The organism is Komagataeibacter saccharivorans (genome assembly GCF_004348195.1).
GTDB classification, from domain to species: Bacteria; Pseudomonadota; Alphaproteobacteria; order Acetobacterales; family Acetobacteraceae; genus Komagataeibacter; species Komagataeibacter saccharivorans.
This window is the reverse complement of the sequence record NZ_CP036406.1, coordinates 1-20,667: the sequence shown is the minus strand read 5'-3', so window position 1 is coordinate 20,667 and position 20,667 is coordinate 1. Positions and strand designations below refer to the sequence as shown.

General features: G+C 62.9%; 21 protein-coding genes. All 21 read right to left on the bottom strand.

Annotated elements, in window-relative coordinates:
* Nucleotides 1-4: 4 nt before the first annotated feature.
* Nucleotides 5-1,180, bottom strand: a complete 1,176-nt coding sequence (locus tag KSAC_RS15275; RefSeq protein ID WP_165927366.1) for a hypothetical protein — start codon at nt 1,178-1,180, stop codon at nt 5-7.
* A 299-nt stretch (nt 1,181-1,479) separates the two neighbouring features.
* Complete coding sequence (locus tag KSAC_RS15270; protein ID WP_132306599.1) at nt 1,480-3,753, bottom strand: type IV secretory system conjugative DNA transfer family protein; 2,274 nt, start codon at nt 3,751-3,753, stop codon at nt 1,480-1,482.
* Nucleotides 3,754-3,755: 2 nt separating this feature from the next.
* Nucleotides 3,756-4,196 carry a hypothetical protein gene (locus tag KSAC_RS15265; RefSeq protein WP_132306597.1) on the bottom strand — a complete coding sequence of 147 codons (441 nt, stop codon included), beginning with the start codon at nt 4,194-4,196 and terminating at the stop codon, nt 3,756-3,758.
* 59 nt (nt 4,197-4,255) lie between these two features.
* On the bottom strand, nt 4,256-4,624 hold the full coding sequence (locus KSAC_RS15260; protein WP_132306595.1) for a hypothetical protein: 369 nt from the start codon (nt 4,622-4,624) through the stop codon (nt 4,256-4,258).
* Nucleotides 4,621-4,869, bottom strand: a complete 249-nt coding sequence (icmT, locus tag KSAC_RS15255) for an IcmT/TraK family protein (RefSeq protein WP_132306593.1) — start codon at nt 4,867-4,869, stop codon at nt 4,621-4,623. Before icmT ends, KSAC_RS15260 begins: the two co-directional genes overlap by 4 nt.
* A gap of 2 nt (nt 4,870-4,871) precedes the next feature.
* Nucleotides 4,872-5,990 carry a type IV pilus twitching motility protein PilT gene (locus tag KSAC_RS15250; RefSeq protein WP_132306591.1) on the bottom strand — a complete coding sequence of 373 codons (1,119 nt, stop codon included), beginning with the start codon at nt 5,988-5,990 and terminating at the stop codon, nt 4,872-4,874.
* Nucleotides 5,987-6,358: a hypothetical protein gene (locus KSAC_RS15245; RefSeq protein WP_132306589.1), complete on the bottom strand. Its 372-nt coding sequence runs from the start codon at nt 6,356-6,358 to the stop codon at nt 5,987-5,989. The genes KSAC_RS15250 and KSAC_RS15245 overlap by 4 nt, the downstream gene beginning before the upstream one ends.
* A complete protein-coding gene (locus KSAC_RS15240; RefSeq protein ID WP_132306587.1) occupies nt 6,348-7,508 on the bottom strand; it encodes a secretion/conjugation apparatus DotM-related subunit in 1,161 nt (386 codons plus the stop codon). The genes KSAC_RS15245 and KSAC_RS15240 overlap by 11 nt, the downstream gene beginning before the upstream one ends.
* Nucleotides 7,505-8,443, bottom strand: coding sequence for a type IV secretory system conjugative DNA transfer family protein (locus KSAC_RS15235; protein WP_132306586.1), 939 nt, complete (start codon nt 8,441-8,443; stop codon nt 7,505-7,507). The genes KSAC_RS15240 and KSAC_RS15235 overlap by 4 nt, the downstream gene beginning before the upstream one ends.
* Nucleotides 8,436-8,879, bottom strand: a complete 444-nt coding sequence (locus KSAC_RS15230) for a DotD/TraH family lipoprotein (protein ID WP_132306584.1) — start codon at nt 8,877-8,879, stop codon at nt 8,436-8,438. The genes KSAC_RS15235 and KSAC_RS15230 overlap by 8 nt, the downstream gene beginning before the upstream one ends.
* A gap of 7 nt (nt 8,880-8,886) precedes the next feature.
* On the bottom strand, nt 8,887-9,609 hold the full coding sequence (locus KSAC_RS15225) for a transglycosylase SLT domain-containing protein (RefSeq protein WP_243705406.1): 723 nt from the start codon (nt 9,607-9,609) through the stop codon (nt 8,887-8,889).
* A gap of 4 nt (nt 9,610-9,613) precedes the next feature.
* On the bottom strand, nt 9,614-11,257 hold the full coding sequence (gene pilV, locus KSAC_RS15220) for a shufflon system plasmid conjugative transfer pilus tip adhesin PilV (RefSeq protein WP_132306582.1): 1,644 nt from the start codon (nt 11,255-11,257) through the stop codon (nt 9,614-9,616).
* On the bottom strand, nt 11,257-11,730 hold the full coding sequence (gene pilM / locus KSAC_RS15215; RefSeq protein WP_132306580.1) for a type IV pilus biogenesis protein PilM: 474 nt from the start codon (nt 11,728-11,730) through the stop codon (nt 11,257-11,259). The genes pilV and pilM overlap by 1 nt, the downstream gene beginning before the upstream one ends.
* A gap of 18 nt (nt 11,731-11,748) precedes the next feature.
* A complete protein-coding gene (locus KSAC_RS15210) occupies nt 11,749-12,261 on the bottom strand; it encodes a type 4 pilus major pilin (RefSeq protein ID WP_132306578.1) in 513 nt (170 codons plus the stop codon).
* A gap of 49 nt (nt 12,262-12,310) precedes the next feature.
* Complete coding sequence (locus KSAC_RS15205; RefSeq protein ID WP_132306576.1) at nt 12,311-13,435, bottom strand: type II secretion system F family protein; 1,125 nt, start codon at nt 13,433-13,435, stop codon at nt 12,311-12,313.
* A gap of 68 nt (nt 13,436-13,503) precedes the next feature.
* On the bottom strand, nt 13,504-15,183 hold the full coding sequence (locus KSAC_RS15200) for a GspE/PulE family protein (protein ID WP_132306574.1): 1,680 nt from the start codon (nt 15,181-15,183) through the stop codon (nt 13,504-13,506).
* A 1-nt stretch (nt 15,184) separates the two neighbouring features.
* Entirely contained in the window at nt 15,185-16,369 is a 1,185-nt protein-coding gene (gene pilO2, locus KSAC_RS15195; protein WP_165927365.1) for a type 4b pilus protein PilO2, read from the bottom strand.
* A gap of 7 nt (nt 16,370-16,376) precedes the next feature.
* On the bottom strand, nt 16,377-17,069 hold the full coding sequence (gene pilP / locus KSAC_RS15190; protein ID WP_132306570.1) for a type IV pilus biogenesis protein PilP: 693 nt from the start codon (nt 17,067-17,069) through the stop codon (nt 16,377-16,379).
* Nucleotides 17,066-18,787, bottom strand: coding sequence for a pilus assembly protein PilN (locus KSAC_RS15185; protein ID WP_132306568.1), 1,722 nt, complete (start codon nt 18,785-18,787; stop codon nt 17,066-17,068). The genes pilP and KSAC_RS15185 overlap by 4 nt, the downstream gene beginning before the upstream one ends.
* Nucleotides 18,787-19,587, bottom strand: coding sequence for a toxin co-regulated pilus biosynthesis Q family protein (locus tag KSAC_RS15180; protein ID WP_132306566.1), 801 nt, complete (start codon nt 19,585-19,587; stop codon nt 18,787-18,789). Before KSAC_RS15180 ends, KSAC_RS15185 begins: the two co-directional genes overlap by 1 nt.
* Entirely contained in the window at nt 19,587-20,570 is a 984-nt protein-coding gene (locus KSAC_RS15175; RefSeq protein WP_132306564.1) for a TrbG/VirB9 family P-type conjugative transfer protein, read from the bottom strand. Before KSAC_RS15175 ends, KSAC_RS15180 begins: the two co-directional genes overlap by 1 nt.
* Nucleotides 20,571-20,667: the final 97 nt, after the last annotated feature.

Sequence of the window (20,667 nt, the reverse complement as noted above, 5' to 3'; positions counted from 1 at the left end):
GGCATCAGTCCACTCTTTTATAGACCGTGACACGATCATTCGAACTCGCGTGCTTTGGCGTCCATCCATATATCATCGTGTATTGTCGTGTCAGGGCGTCATAGAGGGCAGCCCGGACCGCACGATTTTCCCCGGGGACTTCCTCTCCGCCGGTTATGATATATGCCGGTTTTTGGGACAGGACTGCGCCCATTTCCTTTACCGGATCCATACCTGTGGACTGTGCTTCCTTCTCAAGGGAAAAATGGGATGGGAAGGGATGATCCGTCAGATGGCAGTAAGGCAGGTCGTCGTAGAGCGACACCGGCCCCTTGTAGATGAAGAAGCATCCGTCCCTGCCATAGGCGACCTGCTTTTCCAGTGTGTGGAACAGGGCGCTGTTGCCCTCGCTTCCGAGGTGCCTGGCTATCATGAACTGCCCCCAGATGATGCCCGTGCCACACATCAGGTACAGCATGACCTTGCCGGTGCCCTTGCAGAATAGCGGCGCAGTCTCGATCGACAGCGGCACGAAAACCGGCAGGACATAATGAATATACCAGGTGCCGAAGACAGCGACGGCGGCAATGGAGACCACGGTCCACATGTTCAGGAAACCGATCTCCGCTGCCCTGTCGTGTGGCTGCGGGATGCGAAGTGCCCGCCGAAGCAGGATCGCGGCGGCAAACGGCGCGATCAGCAGCAGGATTCTGTATACCCTGTGAAGCAGGACCTGCGCGCTTTCGGGGGTGCGGCCGAAGACTGAGAGGATGTTTGCGTAGATCCATTCATGCCCGTGGCCGATCACGGCATAGAACAGGTAGACCGCAACGGTTGGGGCAAGGGCCACACTGATCCACACCAGAGCATTCAGCATTGTGCGGTACAAACCATCCCTTGATGTGATGGAGAAATACAGTAGATAGACCCCGGCAAATATACCTTCGAAGATGACGGTGTATTTTATCTGTATTGCCAGCCCGAAGAGGAGCATGGCCAGTGTGCCGATCTTCCTGCGATACGCAGTATCGGTGGTCCGCAGATCGGCGATATGCGTCATGATGAGCGCCATCGCGCCTGCGACAGGAAGGTTATAGAAGATCGGCGACTGTCCGCTCTCGCCTCGCGCAAGTATAGGCCAGATTTCATAAATGACGGCGGCCATGAATGCCCCGCCGGGAGGCGCGATGATCCGGGCCATACGGCGGATCAGCAGCGCGGTAGCCCATAGAGCCAGCAGCGCACCCGTCTGATAGGCCACGATCCGGTAAGGGCCGAACAGATGGAAAAACCCATAGATCAGGAACAGTCCGACCGGTTTCCTGTCCCAGAAGTCCACATAGGGAATGTCTCCATGCAGGAGCCGTCCCCCGCCGAACAGATAATATTGCTCGTCCCAGTCGAGCATCGGATTTCCGAAGGTATTGATCCTCAGAGCGGCGGCAAACCCGAGCAGGAAAAGGGGCGGCAGGAAAAACTGGAAGAACGATTTCATCTTTATCATTTCTGGGCCGGGCTACCTGCGGCCGCATTCAATGCGGTGGCTACGGCGTTACGGGCCTGCGCCTCGGCGGCACCCATGCGGATCTCGAAAGCAACCATCGTCTCGAACAGTGCGCGGTTGATTTCCGGGTCGATCAGGCTGACGGCGGCATCATGGCGTCGCGGATAGGGCGTTGGCAGGCTCTGGAACAGGCAGGCATAGGGTGCTGCCGGGAGAGATGGCATTCCCGAGCCGAACAGTTCCTGCACGTCTTCGGAAGGTGTCGCCTGAACCTCTATGATTGTCGCCAGCCGGTCGAAAACCGCGCCGAGTGATCCGGGCAGCGCAGGCAGGCGCGATGCCGTGACAATGTCATCACCTGCCACGAGATGCTGCCGGATGGCGGCGTCCGGGTCCGGGGCGTTGCCGGATGTGATGGCGGATGCGGTCTGCGAGGGTCGCGCAAGGGACAGCATCGGGAAGACACGGTTGACGCCGGACGGTTTTACGCCTGCATAGAACAGGCGGGTATAAATACGCTTGCCCCGGAACAGGACGATCGCCTGCCCCTGCTGCAGGGACTGGACGTCACTCCATGATACCCGTTTGACTTCCCGGATATCGGCGCGTGTCTGGTCAGTATAGACGCCGAGCGCCGTCGACGTGTCATAGCCGGGCAGAACACTGACCTGCATCGTGCCGGCCGTCTGCTCGATCCATTCGCGCGTGGGACCGGAATCCTCAAGATTTTCGATGATCTTGAGCTTCGGGTTGCCCAGGAGCGGCACGCTCCGGTCACGCCCCAGCGTTGCGTAGAACGATCCTACTTCCTGAAATGACAGGAGCAGGCTGATGTTGAGTTCACGGCCCTGCGCCATCATGACATCAAGGCCACGGGTGGCGATATATCCGCCTTCGTCGATGATGATCGGATAGGGTGTGGCGGATGCGGACGGGCGGTTGGTGACCAGATCCTCGTAACTGCCCTCCAGCGATGTGCCGAGGGCGCCGGCGAGAGCGTAGCGCAGGGCGGTAATGATGGTCTTGCCCAGCGCTGCATTGGTCGAGGTCGAGTTTTCGAGCGAAGGGATCAGGACGACGAGGACACGCCGGTTGAAGATGATGTCGCGAAAGTCGATATCGGGCACCGCGCACTGGAAGATATGGCGCAGTGTCGTGGTCATCTGGGTGAATGTCCGCGCAAAGCCGCCCACGACATAGGAATGCTGTTCGCGCACCTTGTCCTGACCGGATGCGTCGCCCTTTTCGGATGAATACCCACCCGTTTCCGCAACATAGGCCCGAACGGGGTTGAGGACTTTCGCGGGAAACTCCGGGGGCAGGGGGATCGTCTCGATCTTCCCCGCGGTATCATTGTAAAAGTGGAACCGGCGTTGTGCGTTTGAATGGTCGGGAGAACGCGTCAGGTCGATAAGGGACTGGATGTCGGAGAAGTTGGCCCGGATCGTCTCCGCCGTAACGGGTATGCCGCAGTGATCGCGCAGCCAGACAAAGACATGCGCCATGCTGCGGATCAGGGCATCCGCCCGATCCTTGAAGTGCTGCGAGTTGCCACCGCCGTTTTCATCTTCGGGCAGGAACAGGGTCAGGAGCAGTTCGGTCATGCCCTCGGCATTGACGCTGCCAAACGGGTTCCACGTATTGGTTTTCCTGTCGCCGTCCGAGACGATCAGGTTGATGATGCGAAGATTGGCCCCCATACCCCAGCGCTGCAGGAGTGCGGCGACGGAAAAAACAAGATTGTTCGACCCTTTCGCGTCGACAATGGTGAAGCCGCTGCCCTGCGCAAGGGCGTTGCAGAGCAGGCTGTATAGGAACTGCGTCTTGCCCGATCCCGTAGCACCAGGCAGGACGGCGTGCATCGTCATGTCCTCGCCCGCAAGCCATATCTGCTGTCCGGTCGTATCATCCCAGCCGAGGAACCAGTCTCCTTTCGCGGGACCGGGGCGCTGGACGCCGACCCGTTTCGGGTCGGGTACGGGATTGCCGTAATCCTTGCGCCGGGTATCGGCGGGCAGGCGGAGCGGCATCGTGATGGGGCGGGTCATGACATAGCCCGCATAGGCAAGTGCAAGGGGCAGGATCGCGGTCGTCAGTGCGGGTGCCGCGAAAACCGTCGCGGCCATGCCCACCAGTCCGATGGCGGATGCGCCGGTTGTAAGGGATTCCTTAAGGTGTACGCCGACGGTTCGGGTGTCACGGTAGGCGATCCCGCCGCGCTGTTCGTGAAAATCCTGCGGACCGTCGATGCGACGCTGGATGACGGCCATGGCTACTGCAGCCCGAACGGGGTGTTGACGGTGGCGGGCGTGTCCGGCCGTGATGGCGCCGGATCAGATGTGCGTGGCACGCCGGGGGCGGGCGGCGGGAAGGGCAGGTCTTCCGCATGTCGTTGAGGACCCGCGACGTTATGGGCGGGCGCGGCTGGTGGGACGGACGGACTGGCATGGCCGGACAGGAGCCCCCGACCGAATGCCAGCCCGATGAGACAGAAGGACAGGAGGCACAGGCCAACCCCCAGACGCCGTTTTCCATGCGCCACGGACACGTTCCGACCGGCGGGCTGTGAGACGGCCGTGCCGCGCTGGCGGATAAGCGCCGCAGCAGTGGCGGCGCTGCCGCATGTCATATCGGGTTCGCTTATGATACTGACACCGCCCTCGCCCGGCACGATGGTGACAGGACTGTCGCCGCTCTTCAGAATGATGATCACAGGTCGTTCCTCTGCACGATGTAGGAAACCTGTTATGCGGCGGACGGTTGTGGGTGCGTTTACGGGTACAGTGCGGCTGCGTACTGATGAAGGGCCTCAAGTGGGATCTCTGAACCACCATCGCCCACGCGGCGCAGGACTTCGTCCATGGTTAATACGACCAGAGAAAGCGGCGCATGATGAATGGCGACCAGCGCATGCCCCGCGAGTGCTTCCGGGTCTGGCTCGATCAGCAGTCCGAAACCGTTTCCGGTATCCCGGCGCCACAGTTCTTCGGCCAGCCGGGTCAGAACCGGCAGCAGGGAGTCGGGGGCGGCGATCTGTCTGGGCGTCAGGAAAGACTGACTCGCACCCTCCAGGGTGAAGACATAACCGCCTGTCCGGAGCATGTCGCTTACGGCGTCAATTACGGTTTCCATGTCGCTCACGCGTAGTCCCGCCGTTTCCACGCAGGCAGGAGAGGGCGTCGCGGCCCTGACACGAAGACCCGGAACATGCGCCATGCGACCGGAAGGGTCAGGCCCAGCCATGCCAGCAGACCGAAGAACGCTACGCCGATGATTGCGGTGATGAACGTCCATTCGCGCATGTGGACCAGCCACAGTGCCATGGGCGCCATCGCACGACAGTCAATGATGAGTAGCCGCACGGGGTCGGCTGTAAAGCGCCACATGGTTATGCCTCCTGTTTCAGGGCGGCGGCGGCAACCGCCTCGGTGATCCGGCCTTCACCGAAGGCCGCGTTGATCGACTGCGCGAATGTCTGTCCCGATGTCTCGACCGCCTCCCGGGTCAGTTCAGGCCAGCGTTTCAGGTCCGCGTCGAGCAGCCGGTCGCGGAACGCGCGGGTGACGGGGAGGAATTCACGTACGGGCGTGCGCCGTCCATCCGTGGAGCGCAACAGGCGCTGGTTGACGATCAGTCTGAGGTTTTCCACGAACGAGATGGTCAGGCTGTCGCGCTGGTCGGCAGGACATAGCGCGGCGATACGGCGCATCGTCGAAGCGCAGTCGAAGGTGTGCATTGACGAGAGAAGGCGATGCCCGGAAATCGCAGCCTGAATCGCGGCCGTCACGGTTTCGGGGTCACGAATTTCTCCCACGACGATATCCGTTGGTTCCTGTCGCATGGCTGCCCGGATGAATTCGGCGAAAGTCGGCAGGCCGCGTGGGATCTCGATCTGCATGACGGTGGAATTGATGGTTGGCACGAGATCATAGAGCAGCTCCAGCGGGGCCGAGCCCTCCACCAGATCCATATGACAGTCGGGATCTTCGAGCCGCTTGCGGTTGATCCCCCCGAGCAGCGTGGTCTTGCCGCTGCCTGTCGCGCCGCAGACCAGGTACATGCCATTATCGCCTTCCAGTGCCTCGAGAAGACTGGGCTCGATGTTCTGGTCGCTGAGCGGGCGGGGAATATCGACCAGAGGCCGGATCGTGATGCCAACCGCCTGTGTCGGGCCGACCAGGGTCGAGACGGCGTTGATACGGAAGGAGTGGCGTCGCGCACGCCGGTCCGGCCATACGGTATGGGACAGATCCAGCGCCCTGGACTGTCGCAGGTGGGTAACCGCGGTGCTGTCACGAAACATGTAATTGATGGCGTCTTCCACGACACCCGGCAGCAGCACATCGCGGGTGATCGTGCGGTTGCGACCGTGGACCCTCATGACAACGGGTCTGTCGGTCTGCAACTGGATACGCGAGGCGTCCTGCCGGGCGCACCATACGAGCATCCGGTCGAGCGCGTCGGCTCTCGGTGAGACCCCGTCTTCGGGCCAGTACTGCGCGTTCATGGCGAGGGCCTCCTGCCGCCCCGGCTGCCGGGACGAAGCGAGCCTTCCATGAGTTCGCAGATCCGCCGGTGCGCCTGGTAAAGCCTGCGCGGCAGTTCACGCCCGCTGCGGGGCTGACGACCTTCGCGGATGGCGCTCATATAGTCCCGCACCGGTGTAATCAGGGTTTCTGGCGCGCGTGAGACGTCGTAGCCGTAAAAAGTGCCATGTCGCGCCACATGGTCGAGCTGCGGCAGGGTCATCACCATGCTGGTGTCGAGCTGGTTGTCTTCGAGCAGATAGGTGCGCAGCACCCAGTGGCGCAGCTCGGTTACGGCGCTGCGTGCGCCGAGGAAGAGCATCCCGGTTTTCGTGTCTTCAGGCGTCATGGGTAGAAATGCCAGCCTTTACTGATTTCAGGGTGGTGAAGGTGCGACCGATACGGGGTTCCCCGATCGGGCCTCCCTGCATGCCTTCGGCCTGCCAGTGTTCGATGAGCGCCTGTGCTTCCACGCAGACAGTGGTGGACAGCACGTATGGCGGAGAGCCGTGCTGGGGGTAGGAAGGGGCCGAGAGCGCGAGCCACAGATCGCGGTCAAGGAACTGCACCGCGCAGAAGACACCCGGATTGACGACACCGCTGCGGCTGCGGGCATGCTGCAGCAGGGTAAGCAGGGCCGGACGGCTGTATGCGTGTGCGTTCGCCATGGCGATGGCGTCATCCCATGTATTGGCGTCATGGATCCGGTGAAGATGCCGGATGAAGCGTTCGGGGGCTGCGACCGGGGCTGCTGGCGCGCCTTTCTTCAGGTTGCCTGCGACGGCCCGCGACAGGGCTTCAAGAAGGTTCCGGGCATCCTCCTTGCGGCGCTGGCCGAAGAAGGCGAACACCATGAACAGACACAGTTCGGCAGGCGGGAGGGCTTTCGGAGCGCTCCATGGCTGGCCGAGCTGACGGGCGAGGGCGTCGCGGGCCGTCTGCCCCCAGTCAGGTGCCCCGGCATCTCCCGGGCAGTAACGGTCAAGCCATTCCATGGGCCGCAGCGCCGGATCGAGGGGACGCAGTGCCCTGCCCGGCGGTGCAGGCTCGGAGAGGGGCAGTTTCCCGCCAACCCACGCCGCACCGAGGGGATGGATGCGTGCGAGCACGGCCTGCATGCCATCGAGGCCAAAACGTTCGCGGTAGCGGCTGCGGGGTGCACGGGCGAGACAGAGCGCGGCAAGGGCAATGATGAGGACAATGGCGGGAATGCGTAGCGCCAGTCCCGTCATTGTGCACAGACGCCACAGCGTATTCCACGACACCAGCTCGGGGACGGCGTGATGCAGGCTGTCATGGATCTGGTCGTAGCGGTGGGTGAACAGGCCGATGACATCCAGTTCGATATCCTGAACGAACAGGATCACCTGCGCGATCTGCGTATGGAAGCGCAACCACGCCAGAAGTGTCAGGATGACACAGGCCAGCCCCATGCCGCCGATCAGGCTGGCGGCCCGTCCATGATCCCATGCGTTGGACGAAGACGTTCCGGGCGTCACTGGCCGTCTCCCGTAACATGCCAGTGGGCACGGTTCGCATCGAGCCCGGGCTGGGTGCGGATGCGGATATCCTGCACGTTGACGCGCATGAGGTCATGGCCGCCCTGTGTCGGATGATTGAGCAGCGCCACCTGTGGCGCTTCGACCTTGCCCGCCTTCAGCAGCGCCCGATAGCGCGCCATGCCGATGATCTCGCGCTCGAGGCGCGCCAGATCGTCGAGGAAGATTTCGACCGCCTGCCGTTCGCCCGCCGCGAACCCGCGGGCTACGCCCTCGCGCCAGACTTCGACTTCGTGCGTCGTGCGGGGGCGTAGGGCATCGTTGGGGGCCGACGGCATCGCGTACCGGCGCGTGAGCCATGTGCGCCACTGGGGAATGGCGGTGACGACCTGCGCCTGCCGCGTGACTTCGTATATCTGTTCGGCGAACTGTGCTGTCTGTCCCGATGGATCGAGGGCGACGGACATCTGGGCGCTGGTGACGACCGGCGGTCGCAGGAGGAGTGTGCCGTTATTGATCGGCAGCACCAGTGGCCGGAAATCAAACTCCCGGTCCAGTATGGCGCTTTCGCGTTCGAGCATGAGGTTTATGGCGTATGAGCGTGCGGCCAGACCACCCTGCGCCCCATAGGCCCACGCGGCCTGACGGACGGTATCGTCACGACCGTTTCCGGCTTCCTGTTTCGGAGAGTATCCGGGACGGATGGCCATCAGGGCTTCCATGGAGGGCGGGCGGTTCACGTCGGTGATGACCGGTGCGATGAGCGCGCCTGTCAGTGGCGTGTTGATCGCGCCCGCCGCGGCATTCTGTGTGGCGGGCATCGCCGGCACGGGCAGGTCGGCAGGACCTTTGCCCGATACGTCCGCGGCCCATGCCATGGCCGGGAGCAGTGACAGGCCGACAAGCAGCGGCAGGGCGTGCAGGGGCTTACGCATGGCAGATTATCCTGATGGTGTGCCGGGGCACGTCGATGTCGATTTCGGCACGGGGATCGGCAGCAGCCGCAAGGTGGTCGAACAGGCGTCCCGCCGTGGTGTTGTCGTCGTCCACGCGCACCGTGATGGCATGGGCGGCGGCCGGGGTGACGGCGGCGTAACCCACCCGGCGGGCCAGTATCCTGACCGCATCGTCCAGCGGTCCGGACCAGTGCCAGCTCATGGGGCGGTTCATTTCCGCGGGCAGGACCGATCCCGGGCGCACCATCGGGAAACGGATCTGTCCGAGACTGTCCATGGTTTCAAGCAGGCCCGACATGTCCTGCGCCATGGTCGGAGTGGTCGGTGGCGGTGCGGCCGGGTGTCCGCTGCACGCGGTCAGGGCCAGTGCGGTGGCGAGCAGCGTGCAGGCCATGAAAGGGGATGATCTCATCATGCGGGGATCATCCCGCAGGCTGTTGTGGGTGCGACGCCACTACGACATTTTTCCAGACTTTCGCTTGGTAGGCCCGGTTATGTTCCGGAGTGGTGCTGTTGTAGTTTCCGACCCGACGCCAGAACTCGGCCGGGTTGGCGGGCGTCTGTCCGTTCAGGGCACGGGCGAGTATCCATGCGCCTATCTGGATGTTGAGGCAGCCGTCATTGATGACCTGTTCGCGTGTGATCCCCATGCGGGCCAGTTCGGGAAGGTGCGTCGAATTGACCTGTGCCGGTCCCATGTCATAGCTGCCGTTGCGGTTGCCGCTTATGTGTCCGACCTGTCCTCCTTCGGTAAGCAGGATGGCGCGGAACAGCACTTCGGGCAGACGGTAGCGACCGGCCGCGTCCGAGACGCAGGCGTCGAGACCGGGAGGAAGTTTCCCCGGCGGCGCGAACGCGGGTTGTGGCCGGCCGTCATGTGACGCATCGGGCGGCGGTTTGCGCTGTTGGGCAGCGCCACTCCATCTGAGGATCCATGCCCCGGCGGCAATGTTCATGCAGATGTCGGTTTTTATGGCGTCCGGTGAAAATCCCGCCTTTTCCAGAACGGGCAGCCAGCCGGGCTGTATACCCATTGGGCCGATGCCGCCCGAATGGGGCGTGCTGCTGCTGACATGTTCCACGATCGCCAGTGGGACGCCGTAGTATCCAGCCGCCACGGCGGCACAGTCCGGAAGTGTCGTCACGGCGTCAGTTGGCATAGCTGACGGTGGCGTTCGTGGCCTGGACCGTGGCCGTCCCGTCGAGGTCGATACATACGGCCGTGCCGCCAAGAGGGTTTCTGGCGCCGCGCGAAAGCAGCCATGTCACACCGCCATCGGGTGCGACACCGCCGGGCAGGACGCGGGTGGCGTTCGGCGACGTATTGGAGGCATTTTCTTCGAATGTACCGGCAAGGGCACACATGAGGTGTTCGCCAAGGTCGGCGATTTCACTGTCGCCATCATTCAGTGCGTATGTGGTTATGTGCAGGCCGGCCGAGAGGGGAGTCCACAACCCGTTCAGGCAGGTCATGATGGTGCCATCCCCGGACGCCTGCTGCGCGATCATGCCGTTTGGCGAGCAGCCGTTTCCGCGAACCGCGCTTCCATTGGCCGTTCCCAGTTGGACATCCTCAAGGCTCGCCGAACCGGCGACGATGTCTCCGTTGGTTCCATCCCCGTGATGGAAATACGTGGCCCCCGGAGCATTGATCACCGCGTTGTAGCTGTCGCCGCAGAACTGGACGTCGCCCACCTGAAAGCCACATCCCGGGTCCTGGACATAGAATCTGGTCTTCGTCACCATCTGGTTGCCGCTTGTCATTGTATCATGGACGTAGCCGTAGCCAGATGTATCGAGGAAGCCGACCACCGATCCCTGCGTGCCAACTGCCACGGTCCCTTCAAAGTAACCATCCCAGCTGTGCACACCACCGAACCAGCCCTCTGGAAGACCGTTCTCCGGATCATATCCGTGGGTCCCTATATTGCCCGAAAAACGGCCGTGTCCTGCCGTCAGGTCCGCATTGCTTCCGTCGGTATGCTGCATGAAGACGCCGCCCGACGAGGGGGCACGGATCGCGGCGTTGGTGTCGTCGCCATAGACCCAGGCGTTCCCTACCTGCACGCCGCCATAGCCGCCATTGGGGTTGCCGCCTGCGAACAGGCCACGCGTTGCGTTCACATCGTTGGCGGCATTGATGTTGTTCCCGTTCATGTCGAGTGCTGCGTTCATGGTCTGGAATTCGGGATGCCCCTGCACCTGATCGCGATAGATGTAATCGGGGTTTGTAACGGGGGCGTTCGAATACTGCAGAAGTCCGACCAGATGGCCGGCGCCGGGGTTGGGTACCGATGTCAGGGGCAGGCTCCAGCTCCCGCTGGCCCCGGTGGCGGTTGATGAACTCAGGTGGCCGAACATGCCGTCATACGGGACGTATCCACCCTGCGCCCCTGTGCCCGAGGCGATGCGGACTTCGTCCGTCCCGTTGATCGTGCTGCCGCCCTGTGATTCAACCACCACGGACAGCGTTCCGGATACGGGCTGCATGAGATAGACCGCCCACGTCTGGCCGTATGGGTTTATGGACGTGAAGCCGGGCAGGAGATCGCTGTCGCTGACAAGCGTCGAGAGGGGAACAGAAACCGCGGAGCCGTTTACCGGAACCGAGTTTGCGAGTTCCTCGCTATGTTTGTCCGTGTATTTCTGTCCTGCTTCGAGAAGGGAGCGGAACTGTCCCGACGTGGTCGCATCGACGGAAAAGCCGGTGCCCTGCTGCACCATGGACTGGAAATGAGGCAGGATCATCATGCCTACGATCGTTGCGATCAGGACACCAACAATATTTTCCATCAGAAATCTGTTCCGGTGAAGGATACACAGGAGACGACATCGCCTGTCGGTACCGTGACCGGCAGAGGTCCCATGTTCCCATATGAAGGGGTCTCCCAGGTGTTCCCCTCGGAGATGCCTATGCTCTGGTCGCCCGCCGCAAGACGGCGGGCACTGGAGATGGCGGATCCGGACAGCGCCATCCAGGTGACGACCTGCGTTGTCCCGGCATCGCGTGTGACGAAATTTCCGGCCGTAGAGAGGCCGGGGCCGTCTGCTGGCACGCCAATCTGGTCAAGGGGGACGGTACCGGAGAAGGCGGGATTGCGTTCGACATAGGTCTGCACGGCATCCTTGTAAGCAAGCCATGAGAGCGCGGCGGGGTCGGCTACGATGTCAGCGACCGGCCGGATCTGCCGGTTGGTGACGCCAAGCCCTTGCGAGAGGGCGCCGACGATGACAAGCATCGCCAGCGCGAGGATCAGGAAAGGCATCGCGGATGTCCTTTACGCCTAGCCGTCATACTCGAAGATAATGGTCGTCGTGGCTCCGGACTCGATGGCGTTGCAGGCGTTGGCGATCTCGCTCGTTGACGAGGTATCGGTTGGGGTGATCGTCGTGCCGCCGACGGTAATGTTGGATGCGGCCTGTGAACGGACGAACGAGGCGCAGCCATCGCTCTGCACATTGCTCCACAATGCCTGCCAGCCCGCACCGCCATTGGCGCTGCTCAGGGTTACGGTGGAGTTGGGCCATGGGCCCGTGATGCTGCTGCCGTCCCCGTTGGTCATGCCATGTGGGACAGCGGCAGCCTTGATCGCAACCGAATTGGAGAGGTCGGAGTAATTGGCGGCTGACATGCCGCCATGGTAGAGCCCTTCGATATTGGTGAAGAGATTGCTCTGGTAGCCGGCCGCCGTTTCGGCGCTGCTTTTGTGGAACAGTTCGTAGATGAGGCCCAGCAGGGCTGCGAGTGCCAGCAGGGCTGTAACGACTTTGACGACAATAGGGACAATGGTGTCCATTACGTGATCTTCCTTTCTGTATTCAGGGGTTGTTCGGGGGGGAGGGGATTTACATGCCGCCCATTGACCCGGATCCGGAGCCGATATTGCTTCCGATGACGGCAAGACCCGCCGCGAGCAGCATCATGACGATGGAGAACACGGAGCGTGCCATGTTCGCGCCCGCCAGCGCCTGCTGCTCAAGCGCGTCCGCCCAGGCACGGCTGTTGCTCAGGAGGCGCTCGTAAGCGCCCTTGCCGCCCCAGCTTGCTTCGATATCGTCGATCATTTCGGGCGACGGGAAGTTGTATCCGGTGACGGACATGGCCTCGGGAAGCGATTGTCCCCGTGGCCCGAGATTGGCGAGGATGGCTTCAAGACGTTCGCGCAGCCACGGTGTTGCGCTGTTGGCCTGGTGCTGCAGAGCCTCGGTATCGGGCATGCCGGCGCGTACCAGCGCGATGAATCCTGCCAGCCAGACATATCCCTGGACATTGCGATAGGTGGACCATGGCGGCAGATGTTCGAGAAGCAGCCGTAACGGGCCGGTCAGCCGTGTAAGACTGAACCACAGCAGCACGACCAGCACGAGCATCACGCCCCCGGATACGAAAACCATTTTTCCGGTCGCCATGCCTGAGGCGAGGACGAGAATATGAAGCGACGTATCGTCGCTCTTCATGATGGAAGATGTCGTGACGAGGCTTGGCACGACCCAGTTCGCGATGACGTAGAGGGACACGAACAGGACCCCCAGATAACTGGCGGGCTGGTAAAGGGCGCTACGAATAGCCTGCATGATTTTGCGGATGCGTGACTTGACGTCACAGACAAGGTCCAGCGCTGCAGGGATATTGTTCGCCTTATCGCCCGATACGATCATCATGTATTCATCATCGGGGACATACGGCCGGATGGCTTCGGCGAAGGAGAGACCTTTCGTGTTCATGCGCTCACGGATGCTGTCGAGAATGTTTGGCACGGAGCGTTTGCGGCGACGGCGTAGCTGGCGTGCATAGAGTTCCAGCACGCTTTCCGGGGACAGCCCCCAGCCCATGCGCAGGGAAATCATCTGGTAAAGGGTCGCCCTCGCCTTCCAGTTGAAGGACAGGTTTGCGTCGAGCCATTCCGCCACGGCTGTTCTGTGGCTGGCACCTGTTGGTGACACGTCCGAATAGACAATTTTCAGAGCCATGGTTCACGGGTTCCGTCTGTTCGTCGATAGTGTCGCGCAGGTGGTTGTGGGTCCGGACAGGGAGGGGATCACCGCCTCGGCTCTCCCCTGACATGCCTCGCACCGGCCTCGCGTTCGGCCAGCACCACGTCGCGCGCGCGGATGCGGTCGACGGTCTGTGTTACGGTGTAGGGATCGACGAGCCCCCGGAACACGCGCCCCATCGCGGTCTCGACCATGGGAGGATCGACATCTTTCCGTGCCCGGAAGCGGTGGCGCGCTACGGCTGTCCCATATTCGACGAAATCCGACATGAGCTGTTCGTCGGTTTCCACCACCTCGGCGACCGCGGTGCGTCCGGCAATGCCGGTGCCGTTGCAGTGTTCACATCCGGGTCCCATCCTGCGTATGGCGGACGGGTCGTCTCCCCATGTCAGCACGGCCTCACGGGCACGGCGGGTCATGCGTTCGTCACTGACCGTCCACCGCTGCGCGCAGTGTGGACACAGCAGCGGCAGGAGGCGCTGCGCCACGATCCCGCGAACGACCGAGGCGTTGCAGGTGATCCCGAAATTCAGGCGGTCATAATCGAGATTGCGCAGCCGGAGCGGTGCGTCGAACGGGTCGTCGACGTGAAGTGTCGTCATCACGAAATGGCCGGTCTGCGCGGCTGCGAATGTTGTCAGCGCCACTTCGGCATCGCGGATTTCACCGACAACGAGATCGTCGGGATCCATACGCAGGCTTGTGACCTGTCTGGCCCTGAACGCCTGGCCCACGGCCTCGGCATCGCGACCGGAATCACCGCCCGTATTCGCGATATCGAGCTGGATGGCCCATGGCATTGGCAGTTCAACAGGATGTTCGATGGTGACCAGACGGCGGCCGGGCTGCATATCCGCCTTGTTGCGGGCAAGCTCGAAGAGCAGGGTCGTTTTTCCAGAACCGGTTGGTCCCGTGCAGATCAGTATCCCTGATGGGGCGTTCACGATATTGAGGAGACGTTCTATCTGTTCGGGCGAAAACCCGTAGGATTCCAGCCTGAGCTTGCCCGGCGGCCTGCGCGGTGGCCTGAAATCCACCTTGATCGGGGCGGCGGGTTTCCTTGCGTATTCACCGGCTGGCTGAAGACGCAGCACCATGAACTTTCCGCCTTCCGAGACCGGGAAGCACGGGCCACGGACAATACGGACGTTGGACAGGCCCATGCCGCGCAGGACATCGCCCGCGATGCTGCCGTCCTGAAAGGACAGGTCGCTGTACGCGGTTTCACGCGATGCCCCGAGCGAATACATCGCGCGCATGAGGCGATCGGCGTAGGTATTGTCGAGTTCGAACCGGTTCGACGTGACAAGGCTGCCATTGATACGGAACTGGATTTCCGTATGGCGGTCCTTGCGCATGATGTGAATGTCGGTGGCGCGCCAGGATGCGGCTTCCCTGAGGAGGTTGAGAGCGTGGTCCCGGACTTCCTCGTCAGCAGCCTCTTCATCGTGGACGCCGCCGGCATGGTGTTCATGGTCCAGCCTGTCTGTCACCGTGCTGAGTGGCACCCACTGCACCCGGACAAGACGCATGTTCCTGTGACGGCGGGTGTCATCAAGCCATTCCAGAAAGCTGGTTTTCCTTTTGAGGTTCTCGCTGGCGAGCACCACCTGATTGATCTGGTCAATATAGATCTGCCCCTCAAGGTCCCCGGGAACGACGAGTGCCTCGCCATGTCCCCGATCCTTTTTCCTGAAGAGACCGTTCAGTAGCCGTCCGGGCATATTATGGTCCTGTGTGTCGGGAGGATGGGTCGGCGGAGCTGTCGAGCATCACCTGGATCTGGTATCCGCCGGTCGATGTGTCCTTTGATCCGCTACCGGTAGAGGCGCTCACCACGCGCGCGATCTGCATGACGTGGAGACCGCGGAACTGATTCCACGGGATCTCCTGCGGATCGGTCTGCCAGGTAAAGCTGGCGGACAGGACTGGCACGGGGCCACCGGCCCCCTTGCGCGCGGCTCCCGATGACGGCTTTCCGACAGTCAGGGTCGCGCCGGCCTTCTGGATGAAGGCGAGGAACTGGCGTTCATCCAGCGTCGGGGCCGGCAGGGCCGGGTCTGCTGGAGGAACACCAAGGAGAATGTGACTTGCGACCGTATTGCCGCTGTCCTGTATTTCACCGGCTGGGGCAGAGGCGAGCGTGCCGCCACTGCGCTGCCAGGTGACGGTCAGGCCATGGTCGAGACATTCCCAGTGCCCGAGTGTCCAGCCGCGGGCGAAGACCGGGAATGAGTGCGCAGCCCGCAGGCAGGTACCGACCCAGTCGGCGGGAGCAATCGGCGGCGGCGGCCTGAACGGGCGCGTGGTGTGGTTGAGGCTTTTCTGTGCGGCAAGACGGACGGCTTCCATCCGGTGTTGCTGGACGATGCGGGCCACCTGCAACACGACCAGGACGGAGACAAGGACGGCCGAGGCAGTAATATAGTAGGGCCGCAGGGATATTGACCGAAGGGCGATCGGCGCGGCGGGCAGTGCTTTCTGAAGCGTCGCGAACTCGTCTTCCGACAGGATGCCTTCACGGGTGAATGTGTGCCCTGCGAAAGACGTCCTGACCGCGTCGATCTCCGCGCTCGTGTAGATCCCGTCCGAACCGAGCAGCGGTATCCCGGCATCATCGGTGGCGATCAGCCAGTGCTGGTCGGGGCCGACTTCATATTCGCCGAAATACTGCGCGCCAAAATGGTCCGCGACGGACAGGAGCAGGCTGTCGGGATGGATCTTGTTGCGCTGCTGGTCCAGCCTGAGATACCCGATCCGGTTGGGTAGCTGGGCAGTACGCACGAAATGCGTCATGTCCATCGCCAGCGCATCACGCCGGATGGTGCGGAAGGAGGGCTTGCGCGGATACTGTTTCCAGCGCAGGTCACCACACCAGATCCGCGCCCCGTCCTTGATGAAAAATCCCACGATGACCTCAGTGCATTACAGGATAGGATGGGGGCATGGACGGCACGGGTGGGGCGGATGGCGCCGGGTGGGGCGCTGGCGCGGATGACGCGGCCGGCGCCGGGGTTTCTCCACTCTCGAAACGCAGGGGACGGATCGCCCCGTCCGCCTGCGTATAGACCCCGCCCTGCGATACGATGACGACCGATGATCCGTCGGGCAGGGTTGTCCCGCGACGGACTTCCATGGAGCCGCCATCAGGGAAAATCAGGTCGGCGCTGTAGGTCGCGCCGTCCCACATGATCCCCGTGACGACCGGCGGCTGCGGGGGCGGGGGAGGCGCTGCGACCGGCGTGGCCGCTTTTGCGGCCTGCGGCGTTGGCGCCTCCATATGATGCTGCGGCATGGCCGGTTGCGGCGGTGCCATGACGCGGCTGGCGACCGCGGGATACCCGACAGGTGCTGCGACGGAAGCTTTCTCCTGTTTCCCTGAAGCGCGCCGGTTGGCCTCCTCGATCTTGGCTGCAGCTTCCGCAACCGACGTCTCCTGCTGCATGGTCAGGATGCAGGCATTGTTCGTGTCGATCTGCTCCTCGGTCAGGACGCCGCCGACGGGCGGTTGCGCGAGATGGAGGGCGCATGAGGGCAGCGGGATATCCGCTGCGGGACAGGTCGCCGGAAGGGCTGCCATCATGGTCGCGGCCAGAAGGGTCCTCTTCATAGCGTGTGCGCCTCCACGGTTACGACGACATGGGTTTTCTGGACCACGGCGTCCCCGCCGCCGCCGAAGAGCCAGTTCATTGCGGAGCCCACGCCGTTGCGGGTGCGCTGGGTGGCGTCGTCGACGTAGCCGCTGAGGACGAGGGTCGAATTGTTCTGGAGCGTTACCGTGTCGTCGAGCGAAGTGCTCGACGTCTTGGGCGCCTGAATGGAGGACCCATTACTGGTGATCGTGGTGATCGACAGCAGTGTCTGCAGCAGGAAGTTCACATGAAGCAGAATGCGGTTGTCGATGACCTTGGGAGTGACCGACCCCATGAACCCGGACATGACGACGCCGGGAGAGAGGGTGCTGGATGACCCGGCATTGGTGGCGAGCATGGAGCTGGAGTTTTCAAGATAGGTCGTGTTGATCCCGTTCTGGAATGGCGCCACGAGCCCATTGGTGGTGACGACCGAGCGGTCATACTGTTCCGTGACATTGCCGATCTGCTGGAGGGCCTGCACCACCACCTTCGAGCCCGAGAAAAGGCCACCGGTCCCCTTGCCGGTATCGAGGATGGAAGCGCCGAACGAGAAGGGCGTGTCGGAAGTCTGCAATGCCGGGATGGAGGCAGGCGTTGAGGTCAACCCGACCAGTCCGCCATGGGAGGTGAAGGAGACCTGAGGACTGAAGCCGTAATTGCTCTCGCGCGAGACCTTCACGGTGTAGACATGGACCTCGACCGCGACCTGCTTGAGCATATTGTCGCTAAGGGCGTGTACCCAGTCCTCGACGCGCGCGATCTGGTCCGGCGTGCCCGTTACAGAGAGCGTGCCAAGGCCGTCATCCGCGACCACCTGTGCCCCGTTCGAGACGGTCCGAGCGGTTTTTTCGAGGTTCTTCCAGCGATCGGTCTTCGTCTGGGTGTAGATGCCACCCATGCCCATGGACTGACCGGACGAACCGCTGTTGCCGCCCATGCCTCCACCGCTACCCATGCCGCCCGAAGACATGCCGCCGCCCATACTCCCCATGCCGCCGCCCATCCCGCCGGATGAACCGCCACCGCCGCCGCCCGTATAGGCGATGATGGAATTGCTCGACGTGGTTTCGCCCGCGAATGCAGGAATGGGGAAAGTCCTGGTCTGGTAGCGGAAGAACTCGATATGGTCGTCGGCCCAGCGCTGCGAGATGCCGAAGCGTGTGGCGATCGTCTGGAACAGTCCTTCACGGGTGCCATGATAATCGAACCATGTGCCGCTCCGGCTCCAGCTCGAACTGCCACTTCGGGCAGCACTGCCCGAACCGCGCGTGGCGCTGGCGGCCGTCGTTGCACCCGGGGGCGGGGGGAGTGTCGTCCCGTTGAACGCCACCGGCATGGCAGTGGCCATGGTTTCCCCGCCGCTGTCATCGGCGTCGGCATCCGGGGCTATCCTTACAGGGATTGCCGTCACCCGGCTTGCGGCCATGACGAGATCGCGCAGCGACATGGGGCGTGCGAATGTCAGGCCGGCCGGTCGCAGCAGGGTTTCGGGCACCGGATCCACGTCCCGGATGCTGTCCCCCAGAAGCCAGGGCTTGTCGCTGAATGTGACGACCGGCTGGTCAGGGACGTGGTTTTCTCGCGCGAACTTGCGGATGTCGTCTTCGCTTCGGTGCGCGGTGTTGAAATCCTTGCAGCCTGCGAGAAGGGCAAGAAGGGCGCAGGATCCGACAAGGGTGCGGAACGGTTTCATTATCGGCTGTCTCCGCCCGGGGATGTGACGACCAGCATGCGGTTCGAGGCATGGAAGTCGGCGTGAATGGATTTGCCTTCGTCCGAGATGGTGCGCACGACGTCGCCCATGATCTTGACGAAGTCGCCGGTGAAGGAGGTCATCGCTGGCACGGTCCAGTTCAGGGAATGCGGCCAGATGACTTTCCATCCGGCGCGGTCGCCCCATGCGATCATCTGGTCGCGGATGGGCTGGCCTTCGACAAGCGACCAGATTTCGACAGGCGGCGCAGCGGGTGCGGTCGGTGTTGCGACCGAATGACTGACCGGGTGGATCGCCATACCGGCCGGTCCTGCCCTGGGGATGCGCAGGGTCAGGGTGGAGCCTGCGCGCAATGTGCAACTGCCCACGCGCTGGAGGGCGCCGTCTTCGTCATGGCCGTAAAGACAGGTTGCATCCGCGTCATCGACATCGAGTTCGAGCAGCAGGTTCTGGCCGACCGGCGAGACGGCGTATCGCACGCCGTGGGCGCCCGGATAACGCATGCCTTCCGGTGAGATGGCAAAGCCGCGCTCGCGTAGTGTGTCGCTCAGCAGGATCTGTGCGTGGTCCGTATCCGGACCCGAATACGGCAGAAGCTGGATCGTCGACTGGGGCGCGTCCATGCTGTTGGCAAGAATATCGGCAATAAAGACGGTCAATGCCGACGTATCGCGAAACGTCGCGCCCGAAATATGGGAGGTCGCGTCAGGGGCCTGCCCTGCGCAGCCGCCGAGGGCTACGGCAATGGACAGGCCGGCGGCATGATGGCGCAGTCGCATTACTGCTTTCCTCCATGGACAATGCGGATTGTGGGGGAACCGGCTTCGCGTCCGATGAGCAGGGCCTCATCGACGGGCCGGTTGACGATGTAGGAATCTCCGGTCGTCGCGTAATCCTGCACGCCTGATGCCTGCGGAGAGACGATGACCAGGCGGGGCGCGGCATTGATGCCCCCCGGTGGAAACTGGATGTATGTCCGGCCGCCGTCGCGATACACGCGCATGGGCTTCCATGATGGTTCCGCACCGCTCATGCGGTAGGAAAAGTCGGGAGGCGACCTGTCTTGTGTCCCGCTGGCGGGTGTCCAGGCCGGTTCCGGCTGGGAAACCGGATCATTCGCGCCATAGGCAAAGGCCACCGTCCGCATGCTCGGTGCATGGGGTGTGAGGCGCAGGATGTAGGAACGCCGGTTGGTCACAAGTCGCAGGACGGCCCCGGTCGCCTGTGATGTCGCTGAAATGGCGACTGCCCAACCTGCGTGCACGCCCTTCGTGCCGCGCACCACATCGGCCCGCCAGCCGGCACTTCCGGTCAGTACTGCCGCATCCTGCGATGCCGTCTCGCCCGCCTGCAGCCGCACAATGCACAGATCGCCCGCAGCACAGGTGATGACAGGAGAGCCATCCGCATAGGCGAACCATACGATACCGCCCTTGCCGTAGACGGGCGCGGGATCGGGACGGGCAGCCTGCGGCGTGGCGGCCCGCGCAGGCAGCGCGGGTGATGCGGATGGCGCGGCAGCGGGAGCCGTCTTCGCCAGCGCGGCTTCGGCCGCGCCGGGTGGGGCCGCTACCGGGGATGGCACGTCCAGCCGTTGGTTCAGGCTCCCCATGAAACTGTGAACGCGGTCGATACTGTGCTGGAGCGCCAGTTCGGGCGAAGGCAGTCCCGGTGTGGTCACATCGACGGGCGCCGTGTCCGGATGCGCCGCGCATCCGGCAAGGAGCGGCAGCGCCGCGAGCAGAAGGTGGTTTCGTTTCATGAAGACAGTATCACGGCATCGTTTGTGGGTCCGGACATGCGTCACGCTTTTTCTTCGCGGATGACCGTGCCCAGCCCCGTGCCGTTGATGATTTCGT